This is a genomic window from Streptomyces sp. GL_141 (genome assembly GCF_057834385.1).
Window position 1 is genome coordinate 1813983 of the sequence record NZ_CM174402.1, and the last position, 26548, is coordinate 1840530.

25 protein-coding genes are annotated in these 26548 nt (G+C 73.4%); 16 read left to right on the top strand and 9 right to left on the bottom strand.

All coding sequences use genetic code 11. From position 1 onward, the window contains the following. Positions 1–414 precede the first annotated feature (414 nt). Entirely contained in the window at positions 415–1164 is a 750-nt protein-coding gene (locus AC3IX6_RS07725) for an NHL repeat-containing protein (protein WP_489369492.1), read from the top strand. On the opposite strand, the gene msrB is transcribed toward AC3IX6_RS07725, so the two are convergent. From msrB to AC3IX6_RS07745, 4 genes are all read right to left on the bottom strand, one after another. Then, entirely contained in the window at positions 1139–1552 is a 414-nt protein-coding gene (gene msrB, locus AC3IX6_RS07730) for a peptide-methionine (R)-S-oxide reductase MsrB (RefSeq protein WP_489369493.1), read from the bottom strand. The genes AC3IX6_RS07725 and msrB overlap by 26 nt on opposite strands. Positions 1553–1588: 36 nt before the next feature. Next, positions 1589–2983, bottom strand: a complete 1395-nt coding sequence (murC, locus tag AC3IX6_RS07735; protein ID WP_489369494.1) for a UDP-N-acetylmuramate--L-alanine ligase — start codon at positions 2981–2983, stop codon at positions 1589–1591. Positions 2984–3080: 97 nt separating this feature from the next. Then, a complete protein-coding gene (locus AC3IX6_RS07740; protein ID WP_489369495.1) occupies positions 3081–3548 on the bottom strand; it encodes an indole-3-glycerol phosphate synthase in 468 nt (155 codons plus the stop codon). A 147-nt stretch (positions 3549–3695) separates the two neighbouring features. After that, positions 3696–4469 carry a pyrimidine reductase family protein gene (locus tag AC3IX6_RS07745; RefSeq protein ID WP_489369496.1) on the bottom strand — a complete coding sequence of 258 codons (774 nt, stop codon included), beginning with the start codon at positions 4467–4469 and terminating at the stop codon, positions 3696–3698. A 36-nt stretch (positions 4470–4505) separates the two neighbouring features. Here AC3IX6_RS07745 and zapE point away from each other — a divergent pair, with 36 nt between their 5' ends. The 5 genes from zapE to AC3IX6_RS07770 all read left to right on the top strand — a co-directional run bounded on the left by zapE (position 4506) and on the right by AC3IX6_RS07770 (position 10018). Then, entirely contained in the window at positions 4506–5609 is a 1104-nt protein-coding gene (gene zapE, locus AC3IX6_RS07750; protein WP_489369497.1) for a cell division protein ZapE, read from the top strand. Positions 5610–5670: 61 nt separating this feature from the next. Then, entirely contained in the window at positions 5671–6102 is a 432-nt protein-coding gene (locus AC3IX6_RS07755; RefSeq protein ID WP_489369498.1) for an OsmC family protein, read from the top strand. A 156-nt stretch (positions 6103–6258) separates the two neighbouring features. Continuing rightward, a complete protein-coding gene (locus tag AC3IX6_RS07760) occupies positions 6259–7707 on the top strand; it encodes an alkaline phosphatase PhoX (RefSeq protein WP_489371366.1) in 1449 nt (482 codons plus the stop codon). A 521-nt stretch (positions 7708–8228) separates the two neighbouring features. Further along, positions 8229–9059: a PPK2 family polyphosphate kinase gene (locus AC3IX6_RS07765; protein WP_489371367.1), complete on the top strand. Its 831-nt coding sequence runs from the start codon at positions 8229–8231 to the stop codon at positions 9057–9059. A gap of 17 nt (positions 9060–9076) precedes the next feature. Continuing rightward, a complete protein-coding gene (locus tag AC3IX6_RS07770) occupies positions 9077–10018 on the top strand; it encodes a polysaccharide deacetylase family protein (RefSeq protein WP_489369499.1) in 942 nt (313 codons plus the stop codon). A 34-nt stretch (positions 10019–10052) separates the two neighbouring features. Here the strand turns inward: AC3IX6_RS07770 and AC3IX6_RS07775 are convergent, their stop codons facing one another. Next, a complete protein-coding gene (locus tag AC3IX6_RS07775) occupies positions 10053–10253 on the bottom strand; it encodes a hypothetical protein (RefSeq protein WP_243331418.1) in 201 nt (66 codons plus the stop codon). A 21-nt stretch (positions 10254–10274) separates the two neighbouring features. Continuing rightward, on the bottom strand, positions 10275–10949 hold the full coding sequence (locus AC3IX6_RS07780; RefSeq protein ID WP_489369500.1) for an AIM24 family protein: 675 nt from the start codon (positions 10947–10949) through the stop codon (positions 10275–10277). A 71-nt stretch (positions 10950–11020) separates the two neighbouring features. On the opposite strand from AC3IX6_RS07780, the gene AC3IX6_RS07785 reads away from it, so the two are divergent. The 5 genes from AC3IX6_RS07785 (at position 11021) to AC3IX6_RS07805 (ending at position 17115) form a co-directional block, all read left to right on the top strand. Then, entirely contained in the window at positions 11021–11770 is a 750-nt protein-coding gene (locus AC3IX6_RS07785; protein WP_489369501.1) for an aminoacyl-tRNA hydrolase, read from the top strand. 228 nt (positions 11771–11998) lie between these two features. Continuing rightward, on the top strand, positions 11999–13357 hold the full coding sequence (locus tag AC3IX6_RS07790) for an MbnB/TglH/ChrH family RiPP precursor modification enzyme (RefSeq protein WP_489369502.1): 1359 nt from the start codon (positions 11999–12001) through the stop codon (positions 13355–13357). Beyond that, positions 13354–14430, top strand: coding sequence for a TIGR04222 domain-containing membrane protein (locus AC3IX6_RS07795; RefSeq protein ID WP_489369503.1), 1077 nt, complete (start codon positions 13354–13356; stop codon positions 14428–14430). Before AC3IX6_RS07790 ends, AC3IX6_RS07795 begins: the two co-directional genes overlap by 4 nt. 84 nt (positions 14431–14514) lie before the next feature. Continuing rightward, positions 14515–15300 (top strand): TIGR04222 domain-containing membrane protein, encoded by a 786-nt coding sequence (locus AC3IX6_RS07800; RefSeq protein WP_489369504.1) that lies wholly within the window; start codon positions 14515–14517, stop codon positions 15298–15300. A gap of 147 nt (positions 15301–15447) precedes the next feature. Then, the gene (locus AC3IX6_RS07805) at positions 15448–17115 is read left to right on the top strand and encodes an alpha/beta hydrolase (protein ID WP_489371368.1); all 1668 of its coding nucleotides are present in this window, start codon (positions 15448–15450) and stop codon (positions 17113–17115) included. 104 nt (positions 17116–17219) lie between these two features. Here the strand turns inward: AC3IX6_RS07805 and hemQ are convergent, their stop codons facing one another. After that, positions 17220–17933, bottom strand: a complete 714-nt coding sequence (gene hemQ / locus AC3IX6_RS07810; RefSeq protein WP_243331434.1) for a hydrogen peroxide-dependent heme synthase — start codon at positions 17931–17933, stop codon at positions 17220–17222. Positions 17934–17937: 4 nt separating this feature from the next. Continuing rightward, entirely contained in the window at positions 17938–19449 is a 1512-nt protein-coding gene (gene hemG, locus AC3IX6_RS07815; protein WP_489369505.1) for a protoporphyrinogen oxidase, read from the bottom strand. Between the two features lie 191 nt (positions 19450–19640). On the opposite strand from hemG, the gene AC3IX6_RS07820 reads away from it, so the two are divergent. Together AC3IX6_RS07820 and AC3IX6_RS07825 are read left to right on the top strand one after the other, a co-directional pair. Continuing rightward, on the top strand, positions 19641–20687 hold the full coding sequence (locus tag AC3IX6_RS07820; RefSeq protein ID WP_489369506.1) for a DUF4349 domain-containing protein: 1047 nt from the start codon (positions 19641–19643) through the stop codon (positions 20685–20687). Between the two features lie 64 nt (positions 20688–20751). Next, positions 20752–22140, top strand: coding sequence for an FAD-dependent oxidoreductase (locus tag AC3IX6_RS07825; protein WP_489369507.1), 1389 nt, complete (start codon positions 20752–20754; stop codon positions 22138–22140). Positions 22141–22261: 121 nt separating this feature from the next. Here AC3IX6_RS07825 and hemE read toward each other — a convergent pair whose 3' ends face one another. Further along, positions 22262–23326, bottom strand: a complete 1065-nt coding sequence (gene hemE / locus AC3IX6_RS07830; RefSeq protein ID WP_489369508.1) for a uroporphyrinogen decarboxylase — start codon at positions 23324–23326, stop codon at positions 22262–22264. A gap of 91 nt (positions 23327–23417) precedes the next feature. On the opposite strand from hemE, the gene AC3IX6_RS07835 reads away from it, so the two are divergent. From AC3IX6_RS07835 to AC3IX6_RS07845, 3 genes are all read left to right on the top strand, one after another. Then, positions 23418–24080: a DUF3000 domain-containing protein gene (locus tag AC3IX6_RS07835; RefSeq protein WP_489369509.1), complete on the top strand. Its 663-nt coding sequence runs from the start codon at positions 23418–23420 to the stop codon at positions 24078–24080. Positions 24081–24358: 278 nt separating this feature from the next. Next, entirely contained in the window at positions 24359–25021 is a 663-nt protein-coding gene (locus AC3IX6_RS07840) for a response regulator transcription factor (RefSeq protein ID WP_214956508.1), read from the top strand. Positions 25022–25154: 133 nt separating this feature from the next. Continuing rightward, positions 25155–26474, top strand: a complete 1320-nt coding sequence (locus AC3IX6_RS07845; RefSeq protein ID WP_489369510.1) for an HRDC domain-containing protein — start codon at positions 25155–25157, stop codon at positions 26472–26474. The last annotated feature ends 74 nt before the right edge of the window (positions 26475–26548 follow it).

A 26548-nucleotide genomic window follows, 5' to 3' on the forward strand; every position in this document is an offset into this window, starting at 1 on the left:
GGAATCCCTGCTGCTCCTCCGCATGCCTCGCGCGGACCCTCCGTTCGGGTCACTACGGCGGTGGCGGCAACTGAGGAGCCTGAAAGCGGGAACCGATTGCGATGGTCCGTGATCCGCATACCAGAGGAGAACGCCGTGCAGCGGTCAATGCCGAGGGTTGTTTCAGCAGCCGCAGCATCCGTGGTGATGTTGTCGGTCGTGACCCTGACCGGGTCGGCCGCCTTCAGCAAGACCACTGATGCCGCCGGAAGCAGAAGGCCTGCCGCACGCGAGCCCGTTGCCCTCACCGGATCCGGGCGAGTGACAGGGCACGTCTACTGGAGCAGCTTCACGAGCGGAACGATCGGTCGCGCAGACTTGAACGGGCTGAACGCCACTCAAAGTCTGGTCGCAGGCGCCTCGAATCCCGCCGGGATGGCAGCCGGCGCTTCCGCCCTCTACTGGACCAACAACGGCGCCGACACAATCGGGCGAGCAGGACTCGACGGGCAGGACGTCGACCAGGGCTTCATCACGGGGATCCCGGGCCCACGGGGCGTGGCGGTCGACAGGCACCACATCTACTGGACCAGCGGCGGCCTCAACTCGATCGGCCGGGCAGGGACCGACGGTCAAGGCGCCGACCAGAACTTCATCGGCGGGACCACGAGCCCCTTCGGAGTGGCGGTCGATGCCCACCACGTCTACTGGGCCAACGCCGGATCCAACACGATCGGCCGGGCAGACATCGATGCCCGGGACGTCGACCAGAACTTCATCACGGGGGTCACGGCCCCGCGCGGCGTGGCGGTCGACGCGCACCACGTCTACTGGGCCAACGCCGGATCCAACACGATCGGCCGGGCAGACATCAATGGACGGAACATCGACCAGAACTTCATTGTCGGCGCCTCCGGGCCCGCCAACGTGGCGGTCGACACCCACCACATCTACTGGGCCAACGCCGGATCCAACACGATCGGCCGGGCAGACATCAATGGACGGGACGTCGACCAGAACTTCATCACGGGGGTCACGGCCCCGCGCGGCGTGGCGGTCGGCTCAGGCAGGGGCCACTGTCCGGGGACCGGTCGCAAGCCCGCGGCGCCGGCTCCCGGACCGGCTCGGGTCCGGGAGCCGGTCCGGGGAACCGGTCCGGTCAGCCCTCGGTGCCCGCGGGGGTGAGCCGCAGGGAGATGCTGTTGATGCAGTAGCGCTGGTCCGTGGGGGTCGGGTAGCCCTCGCCCTCGAAGACGTGGCCCAGGTGGGAGCCGCACTTCGCGCACACGACCTCGGTGCGGACCATGCCGTGGGCGACGTCCGCCTTCAGTTCGACCGCGTCGGAGTCCTTCGGGTCGTAGAAGGACGGCCAGCCGCAGTGCGACTCGAACTTCTCCGTGGAGCGGAACAGTTCGGAGCCGCAGCCGCGACAGCTGTAGACGCCCTCCGTCTTGGTGTCCGTGTACTCACCCCGGAAGGCGGGCTCGGTCCCGGCGAGGCGCAGTACCTGGTACTCGGACGGGGTCAGCTCCGCCTGCCACTGCTCGTCCGTCTTCTCTACCTCGTACGACATGACTGATCTCCCGTTCTCCCGCTCTTCCCAGAGCCGTCAGTTCGACAGACGGGCCAGGATGGCCGGCCCCAGGTCCGTGACATCGCCCGCACCCATGGTGAGAACGAGATCGCCGGGCTTGGCCATTCCCGCGATGACGTCGGCGACGGCTTCCTTGGAGTGCTCGGGGGTGACGTCGGCCCCGGCGGCGCGGGCGGCGTCGATGATGATCTCGCTGGTGATCCCGGGGATCGGGTCCTCGCGGGCCGGGTAGATGTCGAGGACGACCGAGGCGTCGGCGAGGGCGAGGGCCTGGCCCATCTCCTTGCCGAGTTCCTGGGTGCGGGAGAAGAGGTGCGGCTGGAAGACGACCAGGATGCGCGAGTCCCCGGCGGCGCCGCGGATGGCCTCCAGGTCGGCGGTCATCTCGGTGGGGTGGTGCGCGTAGGAGTCGATGACCTGGACCCCGGCGGCCTCGCCCTTGAGCTGGAGGCGGCGCTTGACCCCGGTGTACTTGCCGAGGGCGGAGGCCAGGTTGTGCGCCGGGATGCCGAGCGCGACACCGGCGGCGAGGGCCGCGACGGCGTTGTGCGCGTAGTGGCGGCCGGGCACCGACACGGTGAAGGTGAGCATCCGGCCGTCGACGACGACCGTGACCTCGCTGGTCAGCCCGCGCGGGGTGATCTTCGTGATGCGGACGTCGGCCTCGGGCTCCTCGCCGTACGTGACCACCTTCAGCCCGTCGTTGCCGCGGACCCGGCCGGCGATCTCGGCCGCGCCCGCCTGGCCGTGGGCGATGACCAGGGTGCCGCCCTCGGGGATCTTGCCGACGAAGGTCTCGAAGGACTCGTAGATCTCGTCCATCGACGCGTAGTTCGCGTGGTGGTCGAGTTCGGCGTTGAGGATGATCGCGACCTGGGGCGTGTACTTGTGGAAGCTGCGGTCGCTCTCGTCGGCCTCGGCCACGAAGATGTCGCCCTCGCCGTGGTGGGCGTTGGAGCCGGGGGCGTCCAGGTCGCCGCCGATGGCGTACGAGGGGTCCAGACCCAGCGCCGAGAGGGAGACGGCCAGCATCGAGGTGGTGGTGGTCTTGCCGTGGGTGCCGGCGACGGCGATCGGCCGCAGTCCGTCCATCAGCCCGGCCAGGGCGTCGGAGCGGTGCACGACGGGGATGCCGAGCTCGGCGGCGCGGGCCAGCTCCGGGTTGTCGGCGCGGATGGCGCTGGAGACGACCACGCAGGTGGCGTCGTCGGCGAGGTGACCGGCGGCGTGCCCGATGTGAACCGTGGCGCCGTGGGCGCGCAGCGCCTGGGCGGTCTCGGAGTCACGGGCGTCGCTGCCGGCCACCTTGGCGCCGCGCTGGGCCAGGATCTTCGCGATGCCGGACATGCCGGCGCCGCCGATGCCGATGAAGTGGGGCCGTTCCATGGCGGTCGGCAGGCCGGGCTTCATTCAGGTAGCTCCAGGATCGAGTGCGTACGTACGGCAGCCGGATGTGCGGATACGGGGTTCCGTGGATACGCTGCTCCGCGGTCCGGCCGCCTCCACCCTATTCCTTGTGGGCGAAGAGCTTGAGCACCGGAACGCCGACCTTGTGGCGCGCCCGCGAGGCCCAGTCGCGGTGGAAGAACTCCTCCACGTAGTGCGGGGCGGTCAGCACGATCACCTCGTCGGCGTTGGTCTCGGCCACCACCGCCTTCAGCTTGTCGAGCGGGTGGTCTTCGACGATCTGCCCGACGGCCTTGGCGCCCTTGGCCCGCAGCGACGCGAGGGAATGCTCGATCGCCAGTTCGGCCGGGCCGCGGGCGGCGTCGCCTTCCGGTTCGTCGCCCTCGCGCATGGCCTCGGGAAGCTCACCGAGCGCTACGTCGTCGATGGCGCGCAGCAGCCGGTCCCGGTCGCCGCGGGGCTGCATGAGGACGATGAAGGAGACCGGCTCGTCTCCGTGGAGGGTCGTGACGAAGTCCACGTCGACGGGGGTCAGCGGCTGCTCGATCATCAATACGCTCGTGAACACGGACGCCCTCTCCTTCGTGGGCCGAGACCGGCCGGCCGGCCCCTGCGGAAACCATCCTGCCCCGCTGTCGCACGGGGCCTGCGCGGTTATACCTGCCCACTACTGTGCCCAGCGGAAGCTAAGCGGAACGACAAATTCCGCCTCTCTTCAGATCCGACGGTAACGCGTGAAGAGAAACCCGGCCTCTTCCAGCAGGCAGGCCGGTGCGAGCCGGTGCGGAACCGTGACGGACGGCCCCCCGGAGATCCGCTGGGCGTCACCCGCCGTGAGCATCGGCGAGATCGTCAGGCACAGCTCGTCCAGCGCGCCCGCGGCCACGAACTGACCCAGCAGCCGGGGCCCGCCCTCGGTGAGCTGGCGGCGCAGCCCGCGGTCCGCGAGTTCCCGTACGGCCCGGGCCGGGTCCACGCCCGCCCCGTCGCCGGCCACCACCACCCGCGCCCCGGCCTTGGCGGCCTCGGCGACCCGGTCGGCGGGGGCGGCGGCGCCCGTGAGCACCAGGGTGGGCACCAGCGGGGAGGCGAACAGCGGCAGCGAGAAGTCCAGGTCCAGGCCCGCGGAGACCACGGCGATGACCGCGGCGGGCCCCTGCCCCGCGGCGGCCCGGCGGGCGGCGAAGGCCTCCCGGGCCCGCGCGGGGCGGTAGCCCTCCTGGCGAACCGTTTCCGCACCGACGACCACGACATCGGCCAGGGCCCGCAGGGTGCCGAAGATCCGCATGTCGGTCTCGTTGGAGATGGGCTGGGAACGCCCGTCGTGCTGGGCCGCGCCGTCCAGCGTGGAGACCATGTTGGCCCGCAGCCAATGGCTGTCCGGGCCGAGCTCCGGGTACTCGTACGCCTCGGCGAGTTCGTCCAGCGACCACTCACGGTCGGTCTGGTCCGCTGATGTCTGATCGGTCACAGGGAACAGGCGTCGCATCGGTGCAGTGTGCCACGCCCCGTAGAGTTAAGAGCTGTGTCAACATCACTCTCGCCCTCAGCCTCAGCCTCCGGGCGGCCCCCCATAGCCGACGCGGGACCGCAGTCCCTGTGTGCCCGCGAGCCGCGGGTGCCCGCCGAACGGCTGGTGGCCGAGATGGTGCCGCCCCCGCGCTTCGACGCGGTGCGCTTCGACACCTACGACCCCGACCCGGCCCAGCCCAGCCAGTCCGAGGCCGTCACCGTCCTCGCGGACTTCGCCGCGGGCCTCGGCGGAGCGCACGCGAGCGGCTCGGGCAAGAAGCGCTGGTTCTCCAAGAAGCCCGCACCCCCCACCGGACCGCGCGGGGTCTACCTCGACGGCGGCTACGGCGTCGGCAAGACCCACCTGCTCGCCTCCCTCTGGCACGCCACCCCGGCGGAACCGGCGCTCAAGGCCTTCGGCACCTTCGTGGAGCTGACCAACCTGGTCGGCGCGCTCGGCTTCCAGCAGACCGTGCAGACCCTCGGCGGGCACCGCCTGCTGTGCATCGACGAGTTCGAGCTCGACGACCCGGGCGACACCGTCCTCGTCTCCTCCCTGCTCAGCCGCCTCGTCGAGCAGGGAGTGGCGCTGGCCGCCACCTCCAACACCCTGCCCGGCAAGCTCGGTGAGGGCCGCTTCGCCGCCGCCGACTTCCTGCGGGAGATCCAGGGGCTCTCCGCCCACTTCCGCCCGCTGCGCATCGACGGCCAGGACTACCGCCACCGCGGCCTGCCCGAGGCTCCCGCCCCGTTCTCCGACGAGCAGGTGACCAAGGCCGCGTACGCCACCGACGGCGCGAGCCTCGACGACTTCCCCGGGCTGCTGGAGCACCTGGCGCGGGTCCACCCCAGCCGGTACGGGGCCCTGACCGACGGCATAACGGCCGTCTGCCTCACCGATGTCGGCCCGGTCCCGGACCAGTCGACGGCGCTGCGGCTGGTGGTCCTCGCCGACCGGCTGTACGACCGCGAGGTCCCCGTCCTGGCGGCGGGCGTTCCCTTCGACCGGCTGTTCAGTGACGAGATGCTGAACGGCGGCTACCGCAAGAAGTACTTCCGGGCCATCTCGCGGCTCACCGCGCTGGCACGCGACGCGAAGCCCCTGGTGTCCCAGTAGGTTTGGAGACGTCGGCCCGTTCCGCGGGCCGGCCGTTTCCACTTCTGCGAAGGGATCCATCATGGCTGGCGCTACCCGCAATGCACATGCCGTCTGGGAAGGCGACCTGTTCGAGGGCAAGGGCGAGGTCACTCTCGACTCTTCCGGCCTCGGCAGCTACCCCGTCTCCTGGCCGGCGCGCACCGACGCGGAGGCGAACGGGCGGACCAGCCCGGAGGAGCTCATCGCCGCCGCGCATTCGAGCTGCTTCAACATGGCCTTCTCGAACGGTCTCGCGAAGGCGGGCAACCCGCCCGCCAAGCTGACCACCTCGGCCGCCGTCACCTTCGTGCCGGGCAAGGGCATCACCGGGATCCACCTCACCGTCGAGGGCGAGGTGCCGGGCCTGGACAACGACGCGTTCGTCGCCGCGGCCGAGGAGGCCAAGCAGAACTGCCCGGTCAGCCAGGCCCTGACCGGTACGACCATCACCCTCAGCGCGAAGCTGGCCTGACACCCGCCCGTCCGGCGCGGCCCGAACCGGCCGCGCCGGGCACCGGCGGCAGGGGACGGCGCGGCGGAGCCGGCCCCACCGGGCACCCGTGGTACCACGGCTCGGTGCTCTGTCCTGACCCACCGCCGGGAGTACCCCATGCCGCCCAAGCCGCCGATGTCCCTCAGCCGGCGCAGCCTGCTCGCCGCCGGTTCCATCACCTTCGCCGGGGCGCTCGGCGCCCTCTTCGCCGGAGCCGGCCCGGGAACGGGAGCGAGTTCGGGTCCGGCCTCGGGTTCGGGTGCGGGCCCGCGCAAGGGCCCGGCCGCTAGTACGGGCGCTGGTACGGGCGCGAGTACGCGTGCGGCCGCACCAGTCTCCGCCCAGGGCTACGGGCCGCTCGTGACCGACCCCGCCGGGCTGCTCGATCTGCCCGCCGGGTTCACGTACCGCGTCCTCTCCCGCGCCGGCGACCCGCTGCGCTCGGGCGAGGGCACCGTCCCCGGCAACTTCGACGGCATGGCCGCCTTCGACGCCGGGCGGGGCGGCGTCCGGCTGGTGCGCAACCACGAGAACCGCACCACCGCCGCCCGGCGGGTCCCTCCCGTCGAGGGGCTCACCTACGACCCGGCCGCCCTCGGCGGCTGCACCCTCCTCGACCTGGACCCGGCCGGCCGGGTCACCGCCGAGCGCGTCGCCCTCGCCGGCACCGCCGTCAACTGCGCGGGCGGCCGTACTCCCTGGAACACCTGGCTGTCCTGCGAGGAGACCGAGGACCGGGCGGGCACCGCCGGGTACACCCGCGACCACGGCTACGTCTTCGAGGTCGACCCCGCCGACCCCCGCCGCTCCGGCGCCGTCCCGCTCACCGCCATGGGCCGCTTCTCGCACGAGGCCGTCGCCGTGGACCCGTACCGCGGTGTGGTCTACGAGACGGAGGACGCCTTCACCGAACCCTTCGGGCTGTTCTACCGGTTCCTGCCCGCCCGCCCCCTCGGCGGCCTCGGCTCCCTGCGCGCGGGCGGCGAGCTGGAGGCCCTGCGGGTCCCCGGACTGGCGAACCTCGCGGTGGTGGACGAGCCCGGGTCCGAGTTCCCGGTGGAGTGGGTCCCCGTGCCGGACCCGTCCGCGGCCCGCACCCCGATCCGGCTCCAGGACTTCGGCCCCGGCGGGATCACCCACGCCCAGAAGCTGGAGGGCTGCTACTGGGGCGACGGTGGCGTCCACTTCGTCTCCAGCTACTCGCGCACCAGTGAGGGCTCCCCCGCCGACCACCACGGCCAGGTGTGGTTCTACGACCCGCTGCGCGCACGGCTCCGGCTGGACGTGGTCTTCGGCCCGGCCGCCGACATCCAGCTGCCCGGCGACTCCCCGGACAACATCTGCCTGGCCCCCGACGGCGGCCTGATGGTGTCCGAGGACGGCGGCGGCGCGCAGTACGTCTTCGGCGTGACCCCGGGCGGCGAGGTCTACCCGATGGCCCGCAACGCGGCCGACACCGGGAAGCCGGGGGCGCCGGAGTGGGGCGAGTTCGCCGGGGTCACCTTCTCCCCGGACGCCCGGACGATGTACGTGAACGCCTACGCGCCCGGGACCACCTTCGCGGTGACGGGTCCGTGGCAGTGACCCGTACTGTCTTCCGGCCCCTCCGTACCGCCTTCCGGCCCGCCCGGCCTGGCCTTTCGTCACGTCGCGGTCCACTGCGTTGTGGTGGAGGATCGTAGGGAGTCGACGGATCGAGGTAGGTAGCGGTGGCCAAGAAGGACAGCAAGTCCGCCAAGGGCGCCAAGGGCGGGAAGGCGAAGGCCGGGGCGTCGGCCGAGGCGGAGAAGCCGGAGAAGGCGGCCAAGGGCGCAGGCTCCGGGAAGCCCGCCAAGGCGCCGAAGGCCCGCAAGGCTCCCAAGGGCGCCTCCGAGAAGACTGCGGAGCCTGCCGCGCCCGCAAAGGCGGAGAAGAAGGCCGATCCCGACACCGCTGCCGGCACCGGCACCGGCACCGGCACCGGCGGGAAGCCGAAGTCCAAGCCCCTCTCCCTGCGCGAGCTGCTCCGCATCTCGGCGGAGAACTCCAAGGGTTCCAAGAGCGGCGCCCGCAAGTCCGGCGGGCACGGCCACGGACAGGGGTACGAGTACGGGTACGACGCCCCTCTGAGCCCCCTGCTCCGCGTCCCCTCCGGCGAGCGCGTCGACCTCGGGGCCTTCCACACCGGAGCGACCCCGGCCGGTCCCACCGACAAGGCGGCCGGCGTGGCGGCCACCGCCCTGATGGGAGAGCGGCTCGCCTCCCTCCAGGAGCGGCTCTACGCCGCCAGCACCGCCGGCGACCGCCGCCGCGTCCTGCTCGTCCTCCAGGGCATGGACACCAGCGGCAAGGGCGGCACCGTCAAGCACGTGATCGGTCTGTTCAACCCCTCCGGCTGCCGGATCAAGGCCTTCAAGGCGCCCACGCCGGAGGAGCAGAACCACCCCTTCCTGTGGCGCATCATGAAGGCGCTCCCCCAGCCGGGCGAGATCGGCATCTTCGACCGTTCGCACTACGAGGACGTCCTCATCGCCCGCGTCCGCGACCTGGTGCCGCGCAGTCAGCTGGGCCGCCGCTACGCGCAGATCAACCGCTTCGAGAAGTCCCTCGCCGACGACGGCGTCACCGTGGTGAAGGTGTTCCTCCACATCGGCTACGAGGAGCAGCGCAAGCGGCTCCTGGAGCGGCTCGACAACCCGGACAAGCACTGGAAGTTCAACGCGGGCGACATCGAGGAGCGCTCCGCGTGGCCCGCGTACCAGCAGGCGTACGAGCTGGCCCTGGAGCGCTGCTCCACGGACGCCGCGCCCTGGTACGTCGTCCCCTCGGACCGCAAGTGGTACCGCAACTGGGCCATCAGCAAACTGCTGCTGGAACATCTGGAAGGCATCGCGCCGCAGTACCCGAAGGGTGACTTCGACGTGGAGGAGTGCCGCACCCGCCTGCTCGCCACATAGTCATATATTTTGCGCATGTGACCATCTCAGTGCGCAGGACGACGGCTGCCGTCGCGGCCGTAGCAGCTCTCAGTGCCGCCCTCGCCGCGTGCGGGGGCGGCACCGGTACGCCGGACGCCGGCGGCCAGGCCCGGCTGGGAGCCTCCGCGGCCCCCTCCGCTCCGGCCCCCGCCTCCCCCTCCACCGCGGGGTCCGCCACCCCGCCGACCGGCCCCCAGGGCAGTCCGTCGGCGCCGCCGCAGGCCGGGGCTCCGGGCAAGGCACCGACCATGGCGCCCGGTCCGGGCGGTCTGACCCCCGTCTTCGACCGGGCGAAGCAGCAGACCGACAAGACGGTGGCGCTGACCTTCGACGCCGACATGACCTCCGATCAGGGGCCGCGCGCGGCGGGCGGCGAGCACTTCGACAACCCGCAGCTGATCTCCGCGCTGCGCACCCTCAAGGTGCCCTCGACGGTGTTCATGACGGGCCGCTGGGCCGAGGAGTACCCGGACCAGGCGAAGTCCATCGGCACGGACCCGAACTTCGAGATCGCGAACCACTCGTACAGCCACCACGCCTTCAAGTCCCCCTGCTACGGGCTCCCCACCCTCGACGAGGCGGCCGCCCGCGCCGACGTGGACCGGGCCTTCGAGGCCTTCCGCAAGGCGGGCGCGGTCAACACCGTCCCGTACTTCCGCTTCCCCGGCGGCTGCTACGACGACCAGGCGCTGCGGGCCATCTCCACGGCCAAGGTCACGGCCGTCCAGTGGGACGTGGTCAGCGGGGACGCGTTCGCGAAGGATCCCGACGCGGTGGCCGAACAGGTCCTGGCCGGGGTGAAGCCCGGCTCCGTCGTGGTCATGCACTGCACGCGCAGCGCCGCCCCGGTCACCGAGGAGGCCGTCCGGAAGATCGTCCCGGAGCTGCGCAAGCGCGGCTACCGCTTCGTCAAGGTCTCCGAGCTCATCGGAAGGTAGCCCGTGCTCCGGCTGAACCCCGGGCCCCGCGGGTTCAGCCGGAGCAGGCCGTGCGCTGCGCGTCCTGCCACTCGCACACCGGGCACAGCACCACGCCCGGTGTCGCGACCCCGTACTCGGTGGGCTTCCCGCACTCCACGCAGTCGGCGTAGGGCGGCCCGGCCACCCGCCCGGCGGGGGCCGCGGGGGCGGGGCAGTACGAGGAGTCGGGCGCGTGCTGCTCCGTCTGGTCCATGCGTACGAGCCTACTGCGCGGTCAGTGGGCGGCGGCCGACTCGGTGGCCTCGCTCGGGCGGACGATGACGAAGCCCTCGCCGCTGAGCTTCAGCTGGACGGCCTCGCCGGAGCCGCCGCGGATCATCGAGCCGACGGACTGGGATCGGTGCAGTGCCGTCTCCAGGCGGGCGCTCCAGCCGACCACCGCGTCGGTGTCCACGTGGACCGGGGCCTGCGGGGTGACCGGGATGACGATCGGATTCCCGTCGCAGACGACGGCGAGCTTTCCGGTACCGGTGAAGAGGCTGTTGAAGAGGCCGCCGCCGGTCATGCCGGCGCCCTTGAGCATCTTGATCTCGTAGCCGAGGGTCGGGTCGAAGCACAGGACGTTGCGGCCGTTGACGGTGAGGGCGTCCCCGGGCTCGAACTCGATGACGAAGCAGTGGCCCGCCCGGTGCGCGAACCAGGCCTCGCCCTGCCCGCGCACGGCCATCAGCGGGAGCCCCTCGCCCGTGACGGCCCGCCTGAGCAGGCGGCCGATGCCCTCCCCCTTGCGCTCGAACTGCAGATTCCCCCGGAAGGCGACCATCGAGCCCTGGCGGGCGAACATCTCACCGTCGACGGCGTACTTCACGGACTTGGCGTTCTGCAGGGTCATACCGGGTACGGCGGACGCCTCGGCCAGGTTCCCGGAGTCGAAAAGATCGCTCTTCATGCCTGCGATCCTCGCCCGTCCCGGGCACCTCGGGCATCAGCCTGGAGGCGGAGGCTGGCATCCTTGGCCGGATGAGCACCGAGGACACCCGCCACGACACCCAGGTACCCGCAGTCGGGTCCGACAGCCCTTTCCGGCAGGAGCGGATCGCCCGCGACGACGCACCTCAGTACGTCCTCCCGCTGGTGGTGCGGATCGAGAAGAAGCAGCCGCCGGCCCGGACCGACGCCCTGGAGACGGCCGCCCGCGCCGTGCTCGCCCTGCTCACCGACGAGCGGTCGGCCGGCGAGGGCGAATGGGCGGCGGCGGTCCGCGACTGGCAGGACGCGCGGATCCGCAAGGTGGTGCGCAGGGCGCGCGGCGCGGAGTGGCGCAAGGCGGAGACCCTGCCGGGCCTCACGGTGCACGGCGCGGACTCGGAGGTACGGGTCTTCCCGCCGGTCCCGCTCGACGGCTGGCCCAAGGAGCTGGCCAAGCTCCAGGTGTCGGGCACCGATCTGGACGACCCGGAGCCGGTCGCACCGACGGAGGCGGGCCTGCCGGTCCTCTGGCTCAACCCCGGCCTGGACATGTCGGCCGGCAAGGCCATGGCCCAGGCCGGGCACGCGGCGCAGCTGGCGTGGTGGGAGCTGACCGGCCCGGAGCGGGCCGCGTGGCGGGAGTCGGGCTTCCGGCTGGCCGTACGGACGGCCGCGCGCGAGCGGTGGGCGGAGCTGTCCGGGAGCGGACTGCCGGTGGTGCGGGACGCGGGGTTCACGGAGATCGCGCCCGGCTCCTGCACGGTGGTCGCGGACCATCCGGCGCTGCGGGCGCGGCTGTAGCCCGGGCGGCAGCGGCCGTGGCCCGGCCGTTGCGCGGCTGTGGCCCGGCCCCGGCGCGGACCCGCGGGGCCCCTCCGTCCCGGAATCCGTAATCCGGGACGGGACGGGCCGGGCCGGGCCGGGCCGGGAACCTCAAATGTTGCTCTGAACGTCCCCCTCGGCGGGTTGGCTCGACTCCGTCGGGGCCATGACATCGGCACACGGACCGATGAGAGGGGGCGAGGGGACATGAAGCCCATGGCACACCTGGGGGTGGGCATCGGCTGGCGGCCGGAGATCGCGGGGGCGGTCGAAGGCCTGCCCGGCCTGGACTGGGTCGAGGTGGTGGCGGAGAACATCTGCCCCGGCCACCTGCCGGAGTCCCTCGTGCGGCTGCTCGAACGCGGGGTCCGCGTGGTGCCGCACGGCGTCTCGCTGGGGATCGGCGGCGCCGACCGCCCGGACCCGGCGAAGCTGGCCGCGCTCGGGGAGCGGGCGGTGGCGCTGGGGGCTCCGCTGGTCACCGAGCACATCGCCTTCGTACGGACCTCCTCGGTGGCGCCGGGACCGGTGCTCGAAGCCGGGCACCTGCTGCCCGTGGCGCGGACCCGGGACGCGCTGGACGTGCTCTGCGAGAACGTACGGATCGCGCAGGACGCGCTGCCGGTGCCGCTCGCGCTGGAGAACATCGCGGCGCTGGTGTCGTGGCCCGGGGAGGAGCTCACCGAGGCGCAGTTCCTGACCGAGCTCGTGGAGCGGACCGGGGTGCGGCTGCTGATCGACGTGGCCAACCTGCACACCAACCGGGTCAACCGCGGGGAGGACCCGGTCGCCGTACTGGACGGGATCCCGCTGGAGGCGCTGGCGTACGTGCACGTCGCCGGGGGCGTGGAGCGGGGTGGGGTGTGGCACGACACGCACGCGCATCCGGTGCCGGCCGCCGTGCTTGACGTGTTGGCTGAGCTCCGGGCCCGGGTGGACCCGCCCGGGGTGCTGCTGGAGCGGGACGACGACTTTCCGGCCGACGCCGAGCTGGCGGGTGAGCTGGCCGCGATCCGCGGGGTGCTGGGCGGCCCTGCGGGGGCGGAATTCCCCTACCCGCCCTTCCCCCGTTCCCCGGGCGCTGCCCGGACCCGCGGCTCAAACGCCGGCGGGGCTGGATCGGGCGCCGGCGGGGCCGGGTCCGGGGGTGTGTCGGACGCCGTGCGGACGCGGGTCGGGATCGGGCAGGCCGCGTTGTTGTCCGCGCTGGTCGCCGGGACTCCCGTGCCCGAGGGGTTCGACCGGCAGCGGGTACGCGTACAGGCGCGGGCGCTCGCGGCCAAGCGGGCCGGGATCGTGGCCGGGCTGGCGCCCGAACTGCCCGGGATCCTGGGCGGGGAGGACGCGTACCGGGAGGCCTTCCTCGGCTATGCCCGGCACCGGCCCATGACCGCCGGATACCGGCGCGACGCGATGGACTTCGCCGAGCACCTGCTGGTCCGGGACCTGCCCGCCGATCCCGCCGCCCGGCGCCGGCTCACGCGCTGGTGGCGGGACCGGGCCGGGGCCCGGCCGCCGGGCCGGGCCGTGCGCTGGGCCCGCGCCCTCGTGGGGAGGGCGGCGTGACCTTCTTCGACCTGCTCGCCGTGGCCGTCTGGATCGGCGTCATCGCCTCCGGCGTCCTGCTCCTGCGCGGCCTGCGGCGGTCGCGGCCGTCCGCCCTCGGCCCCGCCCCGCGCCTGCACGACCTGTCCGAGGCCGCCTTCATGGCCGGCGGGCCCGGCACGGTGGTGGACGCCGCGCTCGTCTCGCTGCTCTGCGACGGCCGGATGCTGGTCGGCGGGCCCGGCATCGTCCAGGTCCGGCCCGGGGTGCGGGGCGGCGACCCCGCCCAGCGGGCCGTGCTCCAGGCCTGCCAGGGCGCCCCGTCCGGCTGGCTCTACCAGATCCGCTACGCCGCCATGCGGGACCCGGCCGTACAGGAGACCGGCGACGCGCTGGCCGCCCGCGGGCTGATCGCCACCCCCGGCGGCCGCCACCGCTGGCTGCGCCACGGGGTGATCCAGGCCGTGGTGTGCGGGGTCCTGCTGGTCCTCTCGCTGCCGCTGTCCTTCGTCGCCTTCGTGCTGCAGGAGGGGGCCGGGACCTTCCGCGTGCCGTTCATCGCCGAGGTGCTGCCCGTGCTGCTGGGCGGCATCGTCGTGGGCACCGTGGGTGCCTCCCGCGCCCGGCAGCGGATCACCCCGGCCGGGGCCGCGGCGCTGCGTGCCGTACGAGCCCACTACGGGGCCGACCAGAGCCCGTACGTCCAGACCTCGCTGTTCGGGCTGCGCGGCCTGCGGGACCCGTACCTGCGCGAGCAGTTGGTACCCGCGGCCCGCGGGACCCGGCTGGCGGCGGCCCAGTCCCGTACGCGTTCCCCCGGCTCGGGATCCTCCTGGGAGTCCGGGGCCGAGGTGCTGCCGGTCGTCGTCTGGTGCGCGGGTTCCGACGGCGGCGGGTCCGGCGGCGGCGGATCCGGCGGGTCGGGCTGCGGCTCCTCGGGCTCGGTCTGCGGGTCCTCCGGGAGCGGTTGCGGGGGCGGCGGATCCAGTGGTTCCAGCTGTTCCGGCAGCTCCGGCGGGTCGAGTTGCTCCAGTGGCTCCAGTGGCTCCAGTTGTAGCAGTTCGTCCAGCTCCAGCTGTAGCAGCAGTTCCTGACCGTCCATCACGGACCCGTCACGAGCTGCTCACACCTCGGCAGAATCCTGTACCGGCCCGTTCCACCTCTTGTAGAACTCGGACATGTTCTGGGTCCTGTTCCTCCTCCTTGCCTGGGCAGGGCTGCTGTTCGCGTGCACCCGCCTCCTACAGGCCGCCGCCGAACCGGCGGACCCCGCGCCGGGCACCGCCGCACGCCACCACCACGACGAGCTGAGCCTGTACGAGGCCGCGTACCTCGCCGGCGGCCCGGAGCGGGTGGCCGAGCTGACGCTGCTGTCGATGCAGCGCCAGCGGCGGCTGCTGCTCGCGTACACCGGCTGGGCGACGGTGGTCGACCCGGTGGGGCGCGATCCGCACGAGTGCTCGGTGCTCGGCGCGTTCGGCCCGGACGGACAGGAACCGGTGACCTCCGTACGGGCGGTCGCGGCGCGGGATCCCGCCGTACGGGCCCTCGCGGACCGGCTCGGGGAGGCCGGGCTCGCGCTGCGCGACGGGGCCCAGCAGGAGGTCGACGCAGGGGTCCGGGCGGTCCGGCAGGCCACCGGCCTGGTCCTCGCCATGGCGGCGGCAGCGCTGTGCGTACCCGATCCGGGGACCACGACCACGATGATCCTGTGCTGGTTCGCCCTGCCGCTGATCCTGGCACTGGGCTGTCTGGCCATCGCCCGCGTCGAGGGGCACGCGCAGTCCGGGTGGGCCTCCCCCGCCGGCCGGCGGCTCCTCGTGGAGCTGGGGCGGGAGCGGGCCGTTCGCGGCTCGCTCACCGCGGTGGCCCTGCGGGGGCTGCGCGCGGTCACGGATCCCGAGCTGCGGGCGGCGCTCGCCTACGGCAGGCGGGGGCGGATTCCGCGGCAACAGGGGCATTGAGCGCGACACCGGCCGGTGGTCCTGTACAGGAGGCCGCCCGCCGGATCTCATCGGACGGTCCGATGAGATGAGAGGCCCGCCATGCGCATGCCCCGGGTGCCCGCCACGGTCGCGCTGGCCGCCCTCGCGCTGGCCGCTTCCCTGCCGATGACCTCCACCGCCGGGGCCGCTCCCCCGGGCCCCTCGCCTTCCGGCCCCGCCCGGGCCGCCGCCGAGGCCTCCGGGGCCGAGCTCGTGGCCCGGCGGGCCGCTGCCGCCCCCGCGCGCGGGGGGCTCCCGGGGGCGGGCGGAGATCCGGCACCGGACCGTCAGGGCGCCCGCGACGGACTGGAGTTCGGGCCGTGTCCGGTCGCCGAGGGGCTCGGGCCGGACGTGCGGTGCGGCACGCTCCGGGTCCCGGTCGACTACGCCCGGCCCTTCGGGGAGCAGACCGAGATCCTCGTCAGCCGGGTCGCCGCCTCCGGCGCGGGCGGGGTCCGGCGGCAGGGGGCGCTCGTGTACAACCCCGGCGGACCGGGCGGGAACGGCCTGTTCTTCCCGCTCGTCGCCGACCTGCCCGAGTGGCGCCGCACCGGGGCCGCCTACGACCTCGTCGGATACGCCCCGCGCGGGGTGGGCCGCTCGGGGCACCCGCTCTCGTGCCAGGACCCGGCGCAATACGGCCGGGCCCCGGCCGAGGCCGCCGGCGCCCGGCCGGACGCCGCCGCCAAGGAGGCGCGGATCGCCGCCGCGCGGGCCTACGCCCGCGGCTGCGCGGAGCGGGCCGGGGCCGCCCTCGGCTCGTACACGACCCTGAACAACGTCCGCGACCTGCACGTGCTGCGCGCCGCGCTCGGCGAGAGCGGGCTGACCTTCATGGGGGCCTCGTACGGCACGTACCTCGGCGCGGTGTACGCCACCCTCTACCCCGGCCACGTCCGCCGGATGGTCTTCGACTCGGCCGTCGACCCCGATCCGCGGAAGGTCTGGTACCGCAACAACCTCGCCCAGGCCCCCGGCTTCGAGCGCCGCTGGGCCGACTTCCGTGCCTGGGCGGCCCGGCACGACGCCGCCTACGGGCTGGGCTCCACCCCCGAAGCGGTGCAGGCGAGTTACGACCGGGTGCGGGCCGCGCTGGCCCGCGAACCGGCGGGCGGGGTGGTCGGTACCGGGCAGCTGCACTCGGCGTACTTGCGGGCCGCCTACTACGACGAGGTCTGGCCGGGCCGCGCGGCGGCCCTGGCGGCGTTCCTGCGCGGTGATCCGCGCCCGCTCGTCGCGCTCGCCTCCCCGGACCCGGCAGCGGCCGCCGCGGGCGAGAACGCGACCGCCGTCTACACGGCGACCCTGTGCAACGACGCCCCGTGGCCCGCCGACTGGGAGACCTGGGACCGCGACAACACCGAACTGGCCCGCACGGCCCCCTTCGAGACCTGGACCAACGCCTTCCTGAACCTGCCCTGCGCCTTCTGGCCGGTGGCCCAGCGGCAGCGGCCGGTGGACGTGGGGCTGCGGCCGGACGCCCCGCTGCCCCGCACGCTGATCGTCGCGGCCGAGCGGGACGGCGCCACTCCGTACGGGGGCGCGCTGGAGCTCCAGCGGCGGCTCGGGCCGCGGGCCGGGCTGGTGACGGAGCGGGGGGCCGGCACCCACGGGGTGGTCGGCGGACGCAATGACTGCGTGGACGCTCACGTGGAGCGGTACTTGCTGACAGGTGACACAGCGGGATCGCATGTCACGTGTGCGCCGCATCCGGAGCCCGCACCGGTGTCGCTGGACGACCGGGCAGCGACTGCCCGGGGGCACCCCAGGGCACTGCTGCCGCCAGTCGTCTGAACTTCCGGGCGGGATCTCCGGCTGCGTCGATTCGGGGGCAGGGCCTCCCGATCCCCGGAGGACGCGGTCAGCGTTCCTCCGGTCCTTCCCCCCAGGGGAGGTCTCTAGGCGAGTCCGGCCACCAGATCGGCGACGGACTTGCGGCGCCCGGTGTAGAAGGGCACCTCTTCGCGGACGTGCATGCGGGCCTCGGAGGCGCGCAGGTGGCGCATGAGATCGACGATGCGGTACAGCTCGTCGGCCTCGAAGGCCAGCAGCCACTCGTAGTCGCCGAGCGAGAAGGAGGCGACGGTGTTGGCGCGCACGTCGGGGTAGCCGCGGGCCATCATGCCGTGGTCCTTGAGCATGCGGCGGCGGTCCTCGTCGGGCAGCAGGTACCAGTCGTAGCTGCGCACGAAGGGGTAGACGCTGACGTAGTCGCGCGGCGTCTCGTCGGCCAGGAAGGCCGGGATGTGGGACTTGTTGAACTCCGCCGGGCGGTGCAGGGCCATGTTCGACCAGACCGGCTCCAGGGCGCGGCCCAGCTTGGTGCGGCGGAACAGGTTGTAGGCGGTCTGCAGCTCGTCGGAGGTCTCCGCGTGCCACCAGATCATGATGTCCGCGTCGGCGCGCAGGCCGGAGACGTCATAGGTGCCGCGGACGGTGATGTCCTTGGCGGCCAGCTGGTCGAACAGCTCCTGGACCTCGTCGGCGAAGCCGGCGCGGTTCTCGGGGAGCACGTCCTTCAGCTTGAAGACGGACCACAGGGTGTAGCGGATGACCTCGTTGAGGTCCTTCGCCTTCTTCCCCGCGTTGGGAATCTTCTCTGGTGCAGTCATGTGTCTATTGTCCCGTGTGCTGATCAGTGGTCGGTGCCAGGGGTGCCCCAGCGGTCCCCAACGTGGCGATCACCACGTCGGCGGCCTTGCCCGCGCTCGCGATGCAGGCCGGGATGCCGACCCCGTCGTACAGCGCTCCGCACACCGCGAGGCCCGGCAGGGCCGCGACGGCGGAGCGGATCCGGGCCACCCGGCCGAGGTGGCCGACCGGGTACTGGGGCAGCCCGCCGTCCCAGCGGGTGACGGTGGAGGCCACCGGGCGGACGGTGGGCGCGAGGCCCACGGCCTGGCCGAGGTCGGCCAGGGAGACCTCGACCAGCTCCTCGTCGGAACGCTTCAGGTCTCCCTCGTCGCCGTGGCGGCCGACGGAGGTGCGCAGCAGGAAGAGGTCGGGATCGGTCCCGGCCCAGGCCCACTTGTTGCTGGAGAAGGTCGAGGCCTTGATCGTCCGGCCGTCCACGGGCGGTACGAGGAAGCCGCTCGCGCCGCCGTCGGCGATCCCGGCCGGCAGGTCGGAGCGGCGCAGGGCCATCGTGACCAGGGCCATGGAGGCGTACTCGACCCCGCGCAGCTCGGAGGCGGCGGAGGGCGCGATCCGGTCGAGCAGCCGGGCGGCGGGCCCGGCCTGGACGGCCAGCACCACCGCGTCGGCCTCGATGGCCTCGGCGCCGCCCGTACCGTCCGCGGGACCGGCGACCACGCGCCAGCCGGTGGCGGTACGGGTCAGCTCGCGCGCGGGGGTGTCGAGGAGGATCCGGGCTCCGGCCGCCCGGCAGGCCTCGGCGACGGCGAGCGGGAGCCTGCCGATGCCGCCGTCGATGCCGGAGAAGACGGGACCGGTCTGCCCCGCCCGGGCCGCCCGGGCCTGCAGTTCCCGTACGCCCTCGCCGAGGGAGGCGTGGGTGCGGGCGACCTCGAAGAGCTGCGGGACGGCGGCCCGCATCGAGATGCGGTAGGCGTTGCCGGCGTAGACCCCGCCGAGCAGCGGTTCCACGAGCCGGTCGACGACCTCGTGGCCCAGGCGGGCGGCGACGTACTCGCCGAGGGCCACGTCCTCGCCGATCTCCGTGCTCCCGACGGGTCCCAGCGCCTCTTCGGCCCCGGCCCGGGCCAGGCCCTCGGCCGAGAGCACCCCGGATGCGGCGAGCGGGCCCAGGTCGCCGGGGACGCCCATGACGTGACCGCCCGGCAGGGGCCGCAGCACGCCGCGGGTCCACAGGCGGGCGGTGGCGGTGGCCGGCGGCTGCAGGGCCTCGCCGAGGCCCACGGCGCGGGCCAGTTCGAGTGCTTCGGGGCGGCGGGCGAGTACGGATTCGGCGCCGAGGTCCACGCGCAGTCCGGCCAGTTCGCCCGAACGCAGCTTGCCGCCGAGGCGCGGGCCGGCCTCCAGGAGGGTGACGCGCAGCCCCTCGGCGAGCAGCCGGTGGGCTGCCGCGAGGCCCGCGATCCCGCCGCCGATGACGACGACGTGGCCGGCGGGGGCCGGCCGGTCCGTACGCGTGTCCGCTTCGTGCATGGACACATCGTCTCAGACCGCTCGTCGGGCGATCGCCGAGGCCTGACCGTGACCGCTTCGGCATCACCTCGGGACCGTGCGTACGAAACCCGGGACGGGACCCTGGACGTCAGAACGTCAGAACGTCAGGACCTCGAAGCGCAGACGGCTGCGCATCCGCCGATTCGGACACCTACCAGGGGGACCCAACGATGCAGACCCAGCACAGACGTTACGGGCGGTACGGACGGCGTTCGGCGACGGCCCTGGCGGCGCTCTCCCTGACCGGGGCGCTCGTCCTCACCGGCTGCTCCGCCTCCGACGGCGCCACCTCGGACAAGGCGGCGGTCGCGGCGGACTCGAAGGGACAGGAGGCCGCCGGGCAGGGCGGGGCGGCGGCTCCGGCCCCGGCCGCGTCGGGGGCCCCGGCCCCGAACGCCGACAAGAACCAGCCGCAAGCGCCCGCCGTACGCACCCAGATCATCCGGACGGCGACCCTCGGTGTGGAGACGGCGGACGTCCAGAAGGCGACGGCCGGGGCCCGGTCGGCGGCGGAGAACGCGGGCGGGTACGTGGGCAACGAGACCACCGCCCGCGAACCCGGCGGGTCGATGACCTCGACGGTGACCGTGCGGGTGCCGGGCGAGCGCTTCGACGCGGTGCTGGCCGCGATGGAGGGCAGCGGGAAGCTGCTCAACCGCAAGGTCGAGGCGCAGGACGTGACGCAGAAGGTCGCGGACGTCGACAGCCGGGTCAAGTCGCAGCAGGCGAGCGTGGCGCGGGTGCGCGAGATGATGGAGAAGGCCTCGGGGCTGTCCGAGGTGGTCACGCTGGAGTCGGAGCTCAGCAAGCGCCAGGCCGATCTGGAGTCGCTGCTCGCCCAGCAGACGGCGCTGAAGGACCAGACCTCGCTCGGCACGATCACGCTGACGTTCTCGGAGCCGGGGAAGCCTCCGGCCAAGGAGCCGGTGAAGCCGGATCCGGGCTTCTCCGACGCCCTGGCCGGCGGCTGGAAGGCCTTCGCCTCCGTGGTCCTCTACCTGCTGATGGCGCTCGCCGCGGCCTCGCCGTTCCTGCTCAGCGGTGCGTTCCTGCTGCTCGCCTTCCGGCAGTACCGCAAGTGGCGGCCGGCGAAGGGCAAGCCGGGCGCCGCGCGGCGCCTTCCCGCGCAGGGCGGGCCGAAGTGGCCGGGGCACACGGCAGCCGCTCCGGCGGAACCGGCGGAACCGAACGCGACGCCGCCGCAGGTCCAGGACTGACCACCCGTCCGCCCGTAGCGTGGTCCCCGCAGACTTCGGCGGCGGGGAAGGGCGGTACGGGCGCATGGGGAACGGCACGGAACGGCTGGTGGTGGTCGGCGGTGACGCGGCGGGGATGTCCGCCGCGTCACAGGCCCGGCGGCTCAAGGGCCCGGCGGAGCTGGAGATCACGGCCTTCGAGCGCGGGCACTTCACCTCGTACTCGGCGTGCGGGATCCCGTACTGGATCGGCGGCCTGGTCGGCGGCCGGGACGAGCTGATCGCCCGGACGCCCGAGGAGCACCGCGCGCGGGACATCGACCTGCGGACGCGGACGGAGGTCGTGGAGCTGGACCTCGCGGGGCAGCGGGTGCGCGCCCGGGAGCTGGAAACGGGCGCCGAGTACTGGACGGAGTACGACAAGCTCGTCCTCGCCACCGGCGCCCGCCCGGTCCGCCCCCGGCTGCCCGGCATCGGCGCGCACGGGGTGCACGGGGTGCAGACGCTGGACGACGGGCAGCGGCTGATGGCGGACCTGGAACGGACGGCGGGCCGCCGGGCGGTGGTCGTGGGCGCCGGCTACATCGGCGTGGAGATGGCGGAGGCCCTGCTCGGTCGGGGCTTCGAGGTCACCGTGCTGCACCGGGGCGAGCAGCCGATGTCCACCCTGGACCCGGACATGGGCGGCCTCGTCCACAGCGCGATGAACCGCATGGGGATCCGTACGGTCGCCCGCGCCGAGGTGACGGAGATCCTCACCGACACGGAGGGCCGGGCCCGCGCGGTGACCACGGCGGCCGGGGACGAGTACCCGGCGGACGTGGTCGTCCTGGGCATCGGCGTCGAGCCGCGCACGGCCCTGGCCCGCGCGGCGGGCCTGCCGCTGGGCGAGTCGGGCGGCCTGCTCACCGACCTGTCCATGCGGGTCCGCGGCCACGAGAACATCTGGTCGGGCGGCGACTGCGTGGAGGTCCTGGACCTGGTGGCGGGCCGGATGCGGCACATCCCGCTGGGCACGCACGCGAACAAGCACGGCCAGGTCATCGGCTCGGGCGTGGGCGGCGGCTACGCGACCTTCCCGGGCGTGGTCGGCACGGCCGTGAGCAAGGTCTGCGACCTGGAGATCGCCCGTACGGGCCTGCGCGAGCGGGACGCCCTGTCCGTCGGCCTGCGCTTCGTCACGGCGACGATCAGCTCGACGAACACGGCGGGCTACTACCCGGAGGCGGCGGAGATGACGGTGAAGATGCTGGCGGAACGCCGCACGGGCCGGCTCCTCGGCGTGCAGATCGTCGGCGGCGCGGGCTCCGCGAAGCGCGTGGACATCGCCGCGGTGGCCCTGACGGCCGGTATGACGGTGGAGCAGGTGGTGTCCCTGGACCTGGGCTACGCCCCGCCGTTCTCCCCGGTCTGGGACCCGGTCCTGGTGGCGGCCCGCAAGGCGGTCTCCGCGGTACGGGCGGCGGGGGTCTGAGACCTGCGGGGCTGTCCCCTACTCACCCTTCCCCGGGCTCTGCCCGGACCCGCGCCTCAAACGCCGGCGGGGCTGGAATTGCGCCGCGCGCGATCCAGCCCCGCCTGGCGCAAGGGGCCCGCTAGACCGCCGTCTGGGTGTGGACGTAGTCCACCAGGCGGGTCAGGGCGTCCGGGTTCGTCGTCGGGAGGACGCCGTGGCCCAGGTTGAAGATGTGGCCCTCCAGGTCCGCCGCGGCGTCCAGGACCTCGCGGGTCTTGGTCTCCACCGCCTCGGGGGTGGAGAAGAGGACCGCCGGGTCCAGGTTGCCCTGGAGCGCCTTGCCGGGGCCGACCCGCTTGACGGCCTCGTCGAGGGAGACCCGGTAGTCGACGCCCATGACGTCCGCGCCGGCCTCGCCCATGAGGCCGAGCAGCTCGCCGGTGCCCACGCCGAAGTGGATGCGCGGGACCCCGTACGAGGCCACGGACTCCAGGACCTTCGCGGAGGCGGGCATCACGGAGCGGCGGTAGTCCGCCGGGGCGAGCGCGCCGACCCAGGAGTCGAAGAGCTGGACGGCGGAGGCGCCGGCCTCGATCTGCACCTTCAGGAAGGAGGAGGTGATCTCGGCGAGGCGGTCCAGCAGGTCGGCCCAGAGCTCCGGGTCCCCGTACATGAGGGCCTTGGTGTGCTCGTGGTTCTTGGAGGGGCCGCCCTCGACCAGGTAGCTCGCGAGGGTGAAAGGCGCACCGGCGAAGCCGATCAACGGCGTGGAGCCCAGTTCACCCGTGAGCATGCCGATCGCCTCGGTGACGTACGAGACGTCCTCCGGGGTGAGGTCGCGCAGCTGTGCGAGGTCCTCGCGGCGGCGGATCGGCTGGGCGACGACCGGGCCGATGCCCGGCTTGATGTCCAGGTCGATGCCGATGGCCTTCAGCGGGACCACGATGTCGGAGAAGAAGATGGCCGCGTCCACGTTGTGGCGCCGGACCGGCTGCAGGGTGATCTCGGTGACCAGGTCGGGCCGCATGCAGGATTCCAGCATCTGCGTGCCCTCGCGCACCTTGCGGTACTCGGGGAGCGAGCGCCCCGCCTGCCGCATGAACCACACGGGGGTGTGCGGTACCGGCTCGCGCCGGCATGCCTTCAGGAAGGCGGAATCGTACGTCTGGCTCGGCGTGCCCGTGGGGCGGGTGTTGGCGCTCACGGCTCAAATCTTCGCACGTATGAAGAAGTGCCCGGCCCGGCGCGGGTGTCCCTGCGCCGTACGGGCGCTCGTTCCGCCTAGTCTTCCCCGCATGGCTGCGGCTCAGGGACGATTTTCAGATGGCGCTGACGGTACGGACAGCGCGAAGGACAGCTCCGTCCCACTCCCGTTCCGGCGGGCGGTCGACGGCTTGAAGAAGGCGAGGCTGCGGCAGGGGATCGAGATCGATCCCACCAAGCCGCCACAGAGACTGGCACCCCACGCGTACGCGCTGGAGGCTGCGGTCGTGGACGGTGACGAGGACCTGGCCGACGGCCGGCTCATCCTCTTGCACGACCCGGCCGGGCACGACGCCTGGCAGGGCACCTTCCGGCTGGTGACGCTCGTACGGGCGGAACTGGAGTCGGAGATGGCCGTGGACCCGCTCCTCCCCGAGGTGTGCTGGTCCTGGCTGACGGGGGCGCTGGACGCGCGCGGGCTGACGTACGGGGAGGCGAGCGGGACCGTCACCATGGCCGCTTCGCACTACTTCGGCGGGCTCGGAGAGCGGCGTCCGGCGACACAGATCGAGATCAGGGCCTCGTGGACGCCGCGCGAGGGGGTGGGCGGGGTGCCGGACACCGCCGCACACCTGTCGGCATGGTGCGAACTGCTGTGCCAGATCGCGGGGCTGCCGCCGGTCGGACCGACCGAGACGGTGACCGGCGTGGTGTCGCTGCCCCAGCGGCGCGGTCCGCATCACCCTCAGGGGTAACACCGCGAGGCCACGGCCCGTACCGGCGCGCGGATCCGCGCGCCGCCGACGGGTCGGACACGGGGGCCGGATGTCGTTACGGGGCGCCCCTTGCGGGCTTCTGATCACCCTATGATCGATCGTGCGTCCGAATTGCCCGAATTGTTACTCACCAAATCGTGATCATTCCCTAAAGCCGGGCGGGTGACGTGCCGAAGGAGTCATAGACCATCCGCACGGTTCGCACCGGCTTCCTTCCCCGAGCCGGCCGTCCCGCCACTCCCCCCCAGGAGGCCTAGGTGTCCGTTCTTCTCGAGCAGCCCGCAAGCCTGGTCGCCTACCGCCCGAACAAGCCGACGGCCATGGTCGTCGTGGCCGACCCGCGCGTGCGTTCCACCGTGACCCGCCATTTGTGGGCCCTCGGAGTACGCGACGTGATCGAGGCTTCGTCCATCGCGGAGGCCCGTCCACGCATCGGCAGCCCGCGCGACATCTGCGTGGCCGACGTACACCTGCCCGACGGTTCCGGTCTCACCCTGCTCTCCGAGACCCGCGCCGCCGGTTGGCCGAACGGCCTGGCCCTGTCCGCCGCCGACGACATCGGCGCCGTACGCAACGCCCTCGCGGGCGGAGTGAAGGGCTACGTCGTCACCGGCACCCGGACCAACATCGGGCTCCCGTCCCGGCCCGGCGCCGCCCCCATCGGCGCCGCCGCGGCCCGTATGCACCGCCGCCCCCCGGGTGCCCCGAGCCACCCGGGCGGCTACCGAGAGCTCTCCGGCCGCGAGGTCGAGGTCCTGCGCCTCGTCGCGGAGGGCCAGTCCAACAAGGCCATCGGCGTTTCGATGGGCCTGTCCGCCCTGACCGTCAAGTCCCACCTCGCCCGGATCGCCCGCAAGCTGGGCACCGGCGACCGGGCCGGGATGGTCGCCGTCGCCCTGCGGACCGGGATCATCCACTGACCCGGCCGATACCCCCCGAAGGACCCCGGGAGAACTCCCGGAGAACCCGGGGAAACGTCCGTCCTCCCCCCTCGCGCCCGTCGCCGGAACGTTCCGGCGACGGGCGCGCCGTATCCACGGATACCCTTGACCGGTGACCGACGCCCAAGAAACCGCAGCAGGCCTGCGCACCACCACCGGGGGCGGCCCCCCGGACGACGAGGTTTCGTCCGACGGGCTGCCGATTCCCTTGCTAGAACCCCGTGAGGGCATCCCTCCGGTGGTCGCCGACGCGGCCGCGCTCGCCGAGGTGGTCGCGGCCTTCGCCGCGGGCACCGGACCCGTCGCCGTGGACGCCGAGCGCGCCTCCGGCTACCGCTACGGCCAGCGCGCCTACCTCGTACAGCTGCGCCGCGAGGGTGCGGGCTCCGCACTGATCGACCCGGTGGGCTGCCCCGACCTCTCCTCCCTCGGCGAGGCCCTGTCCGGCACCGAGTGGATCCTGCACGCCGCCACCCAGGACCTGCCCTGCCTGCGCGACATAGGCATGGCGCCCACCTCCCTCTTCGACACCGAGCTGGCCGGCCGCCTCGCCGGCTTCCCGCGGGTCGGACTCGGCGCGATGGTCGAGGGGGTCCTCGGCTACGTGCTGGAGAAGGGCCACTCCGCCGTCGACTGGTCGACCCGTCCGCTCCCCGAACCGTGGCTGCGCTACGCCGCGCTCGACGTGGAGCTGCTCGTGGACCTGAGGGACGCGCTGGAGAAGGAGCTGGACCGGCAGGGCAAGCTGGAATGGGCGCACCAGGAGTTCGACGCCATCTGCGCCGCACCGCCCGCGCCGCCGCGCAAGGACCCGTGGCGCCGTACGTCCGGCATGCACAAGGTGCGCCGGCGCCGGCAGATGGCCGTGGTCCGGGAGCTGTGGGAGTCCCGGGACCGGATCGCGCAGCGACGTGACGTGTCACCGGGCAAGGTGCTGGGTGACGCCGCGATCGTCGAGGCCGCGCTCGCCATGCCGCTGAACGCGCAGGCCCTCTCCGCCCTGCCCGGCTACGGGCAGCGCATGGGCCGGCGCCAGCTGGACCAGTGGATGGCCGCCGTGGACCGGGCGAAGGCCCTGCCCGAGGCCGAGCTGCCGCTGCCGGGGGCGACCCCGGCGGGTCCGCCGCCGCCGCGCTCCTGGGCGGACAAGGACCCGCAGGCCGCGGCGCGGCTGGCCGCGGCCCGGACGGCCGTGTCGGCGCTGGCGGAGGGGCTGAACCTGCCGCAGGAGAACCTGATCACTCCCGACACGGTCCGCCGGCTGTGCTGGGAGCCGCCCGAGCGTCTGGAGGCCGACGCGGTGGCCGAGGCCCTGGCGGGCTACGGAGCCCGCCCGTGGCAGATCGAGCAGGTGACGGACGCCCTGGTCACGGCGCTGGGCGTGACCGTGCCCGTGGCGGCTCCGGAGCCCGAGCAGGAGCCCGAGGACTGACGCACCCGCGCCCGCGGGACATGGCGGAGCCCCCCGGCCCTTCGGCCGGGGGGCTCCGCCATGTCCCGGTTCCG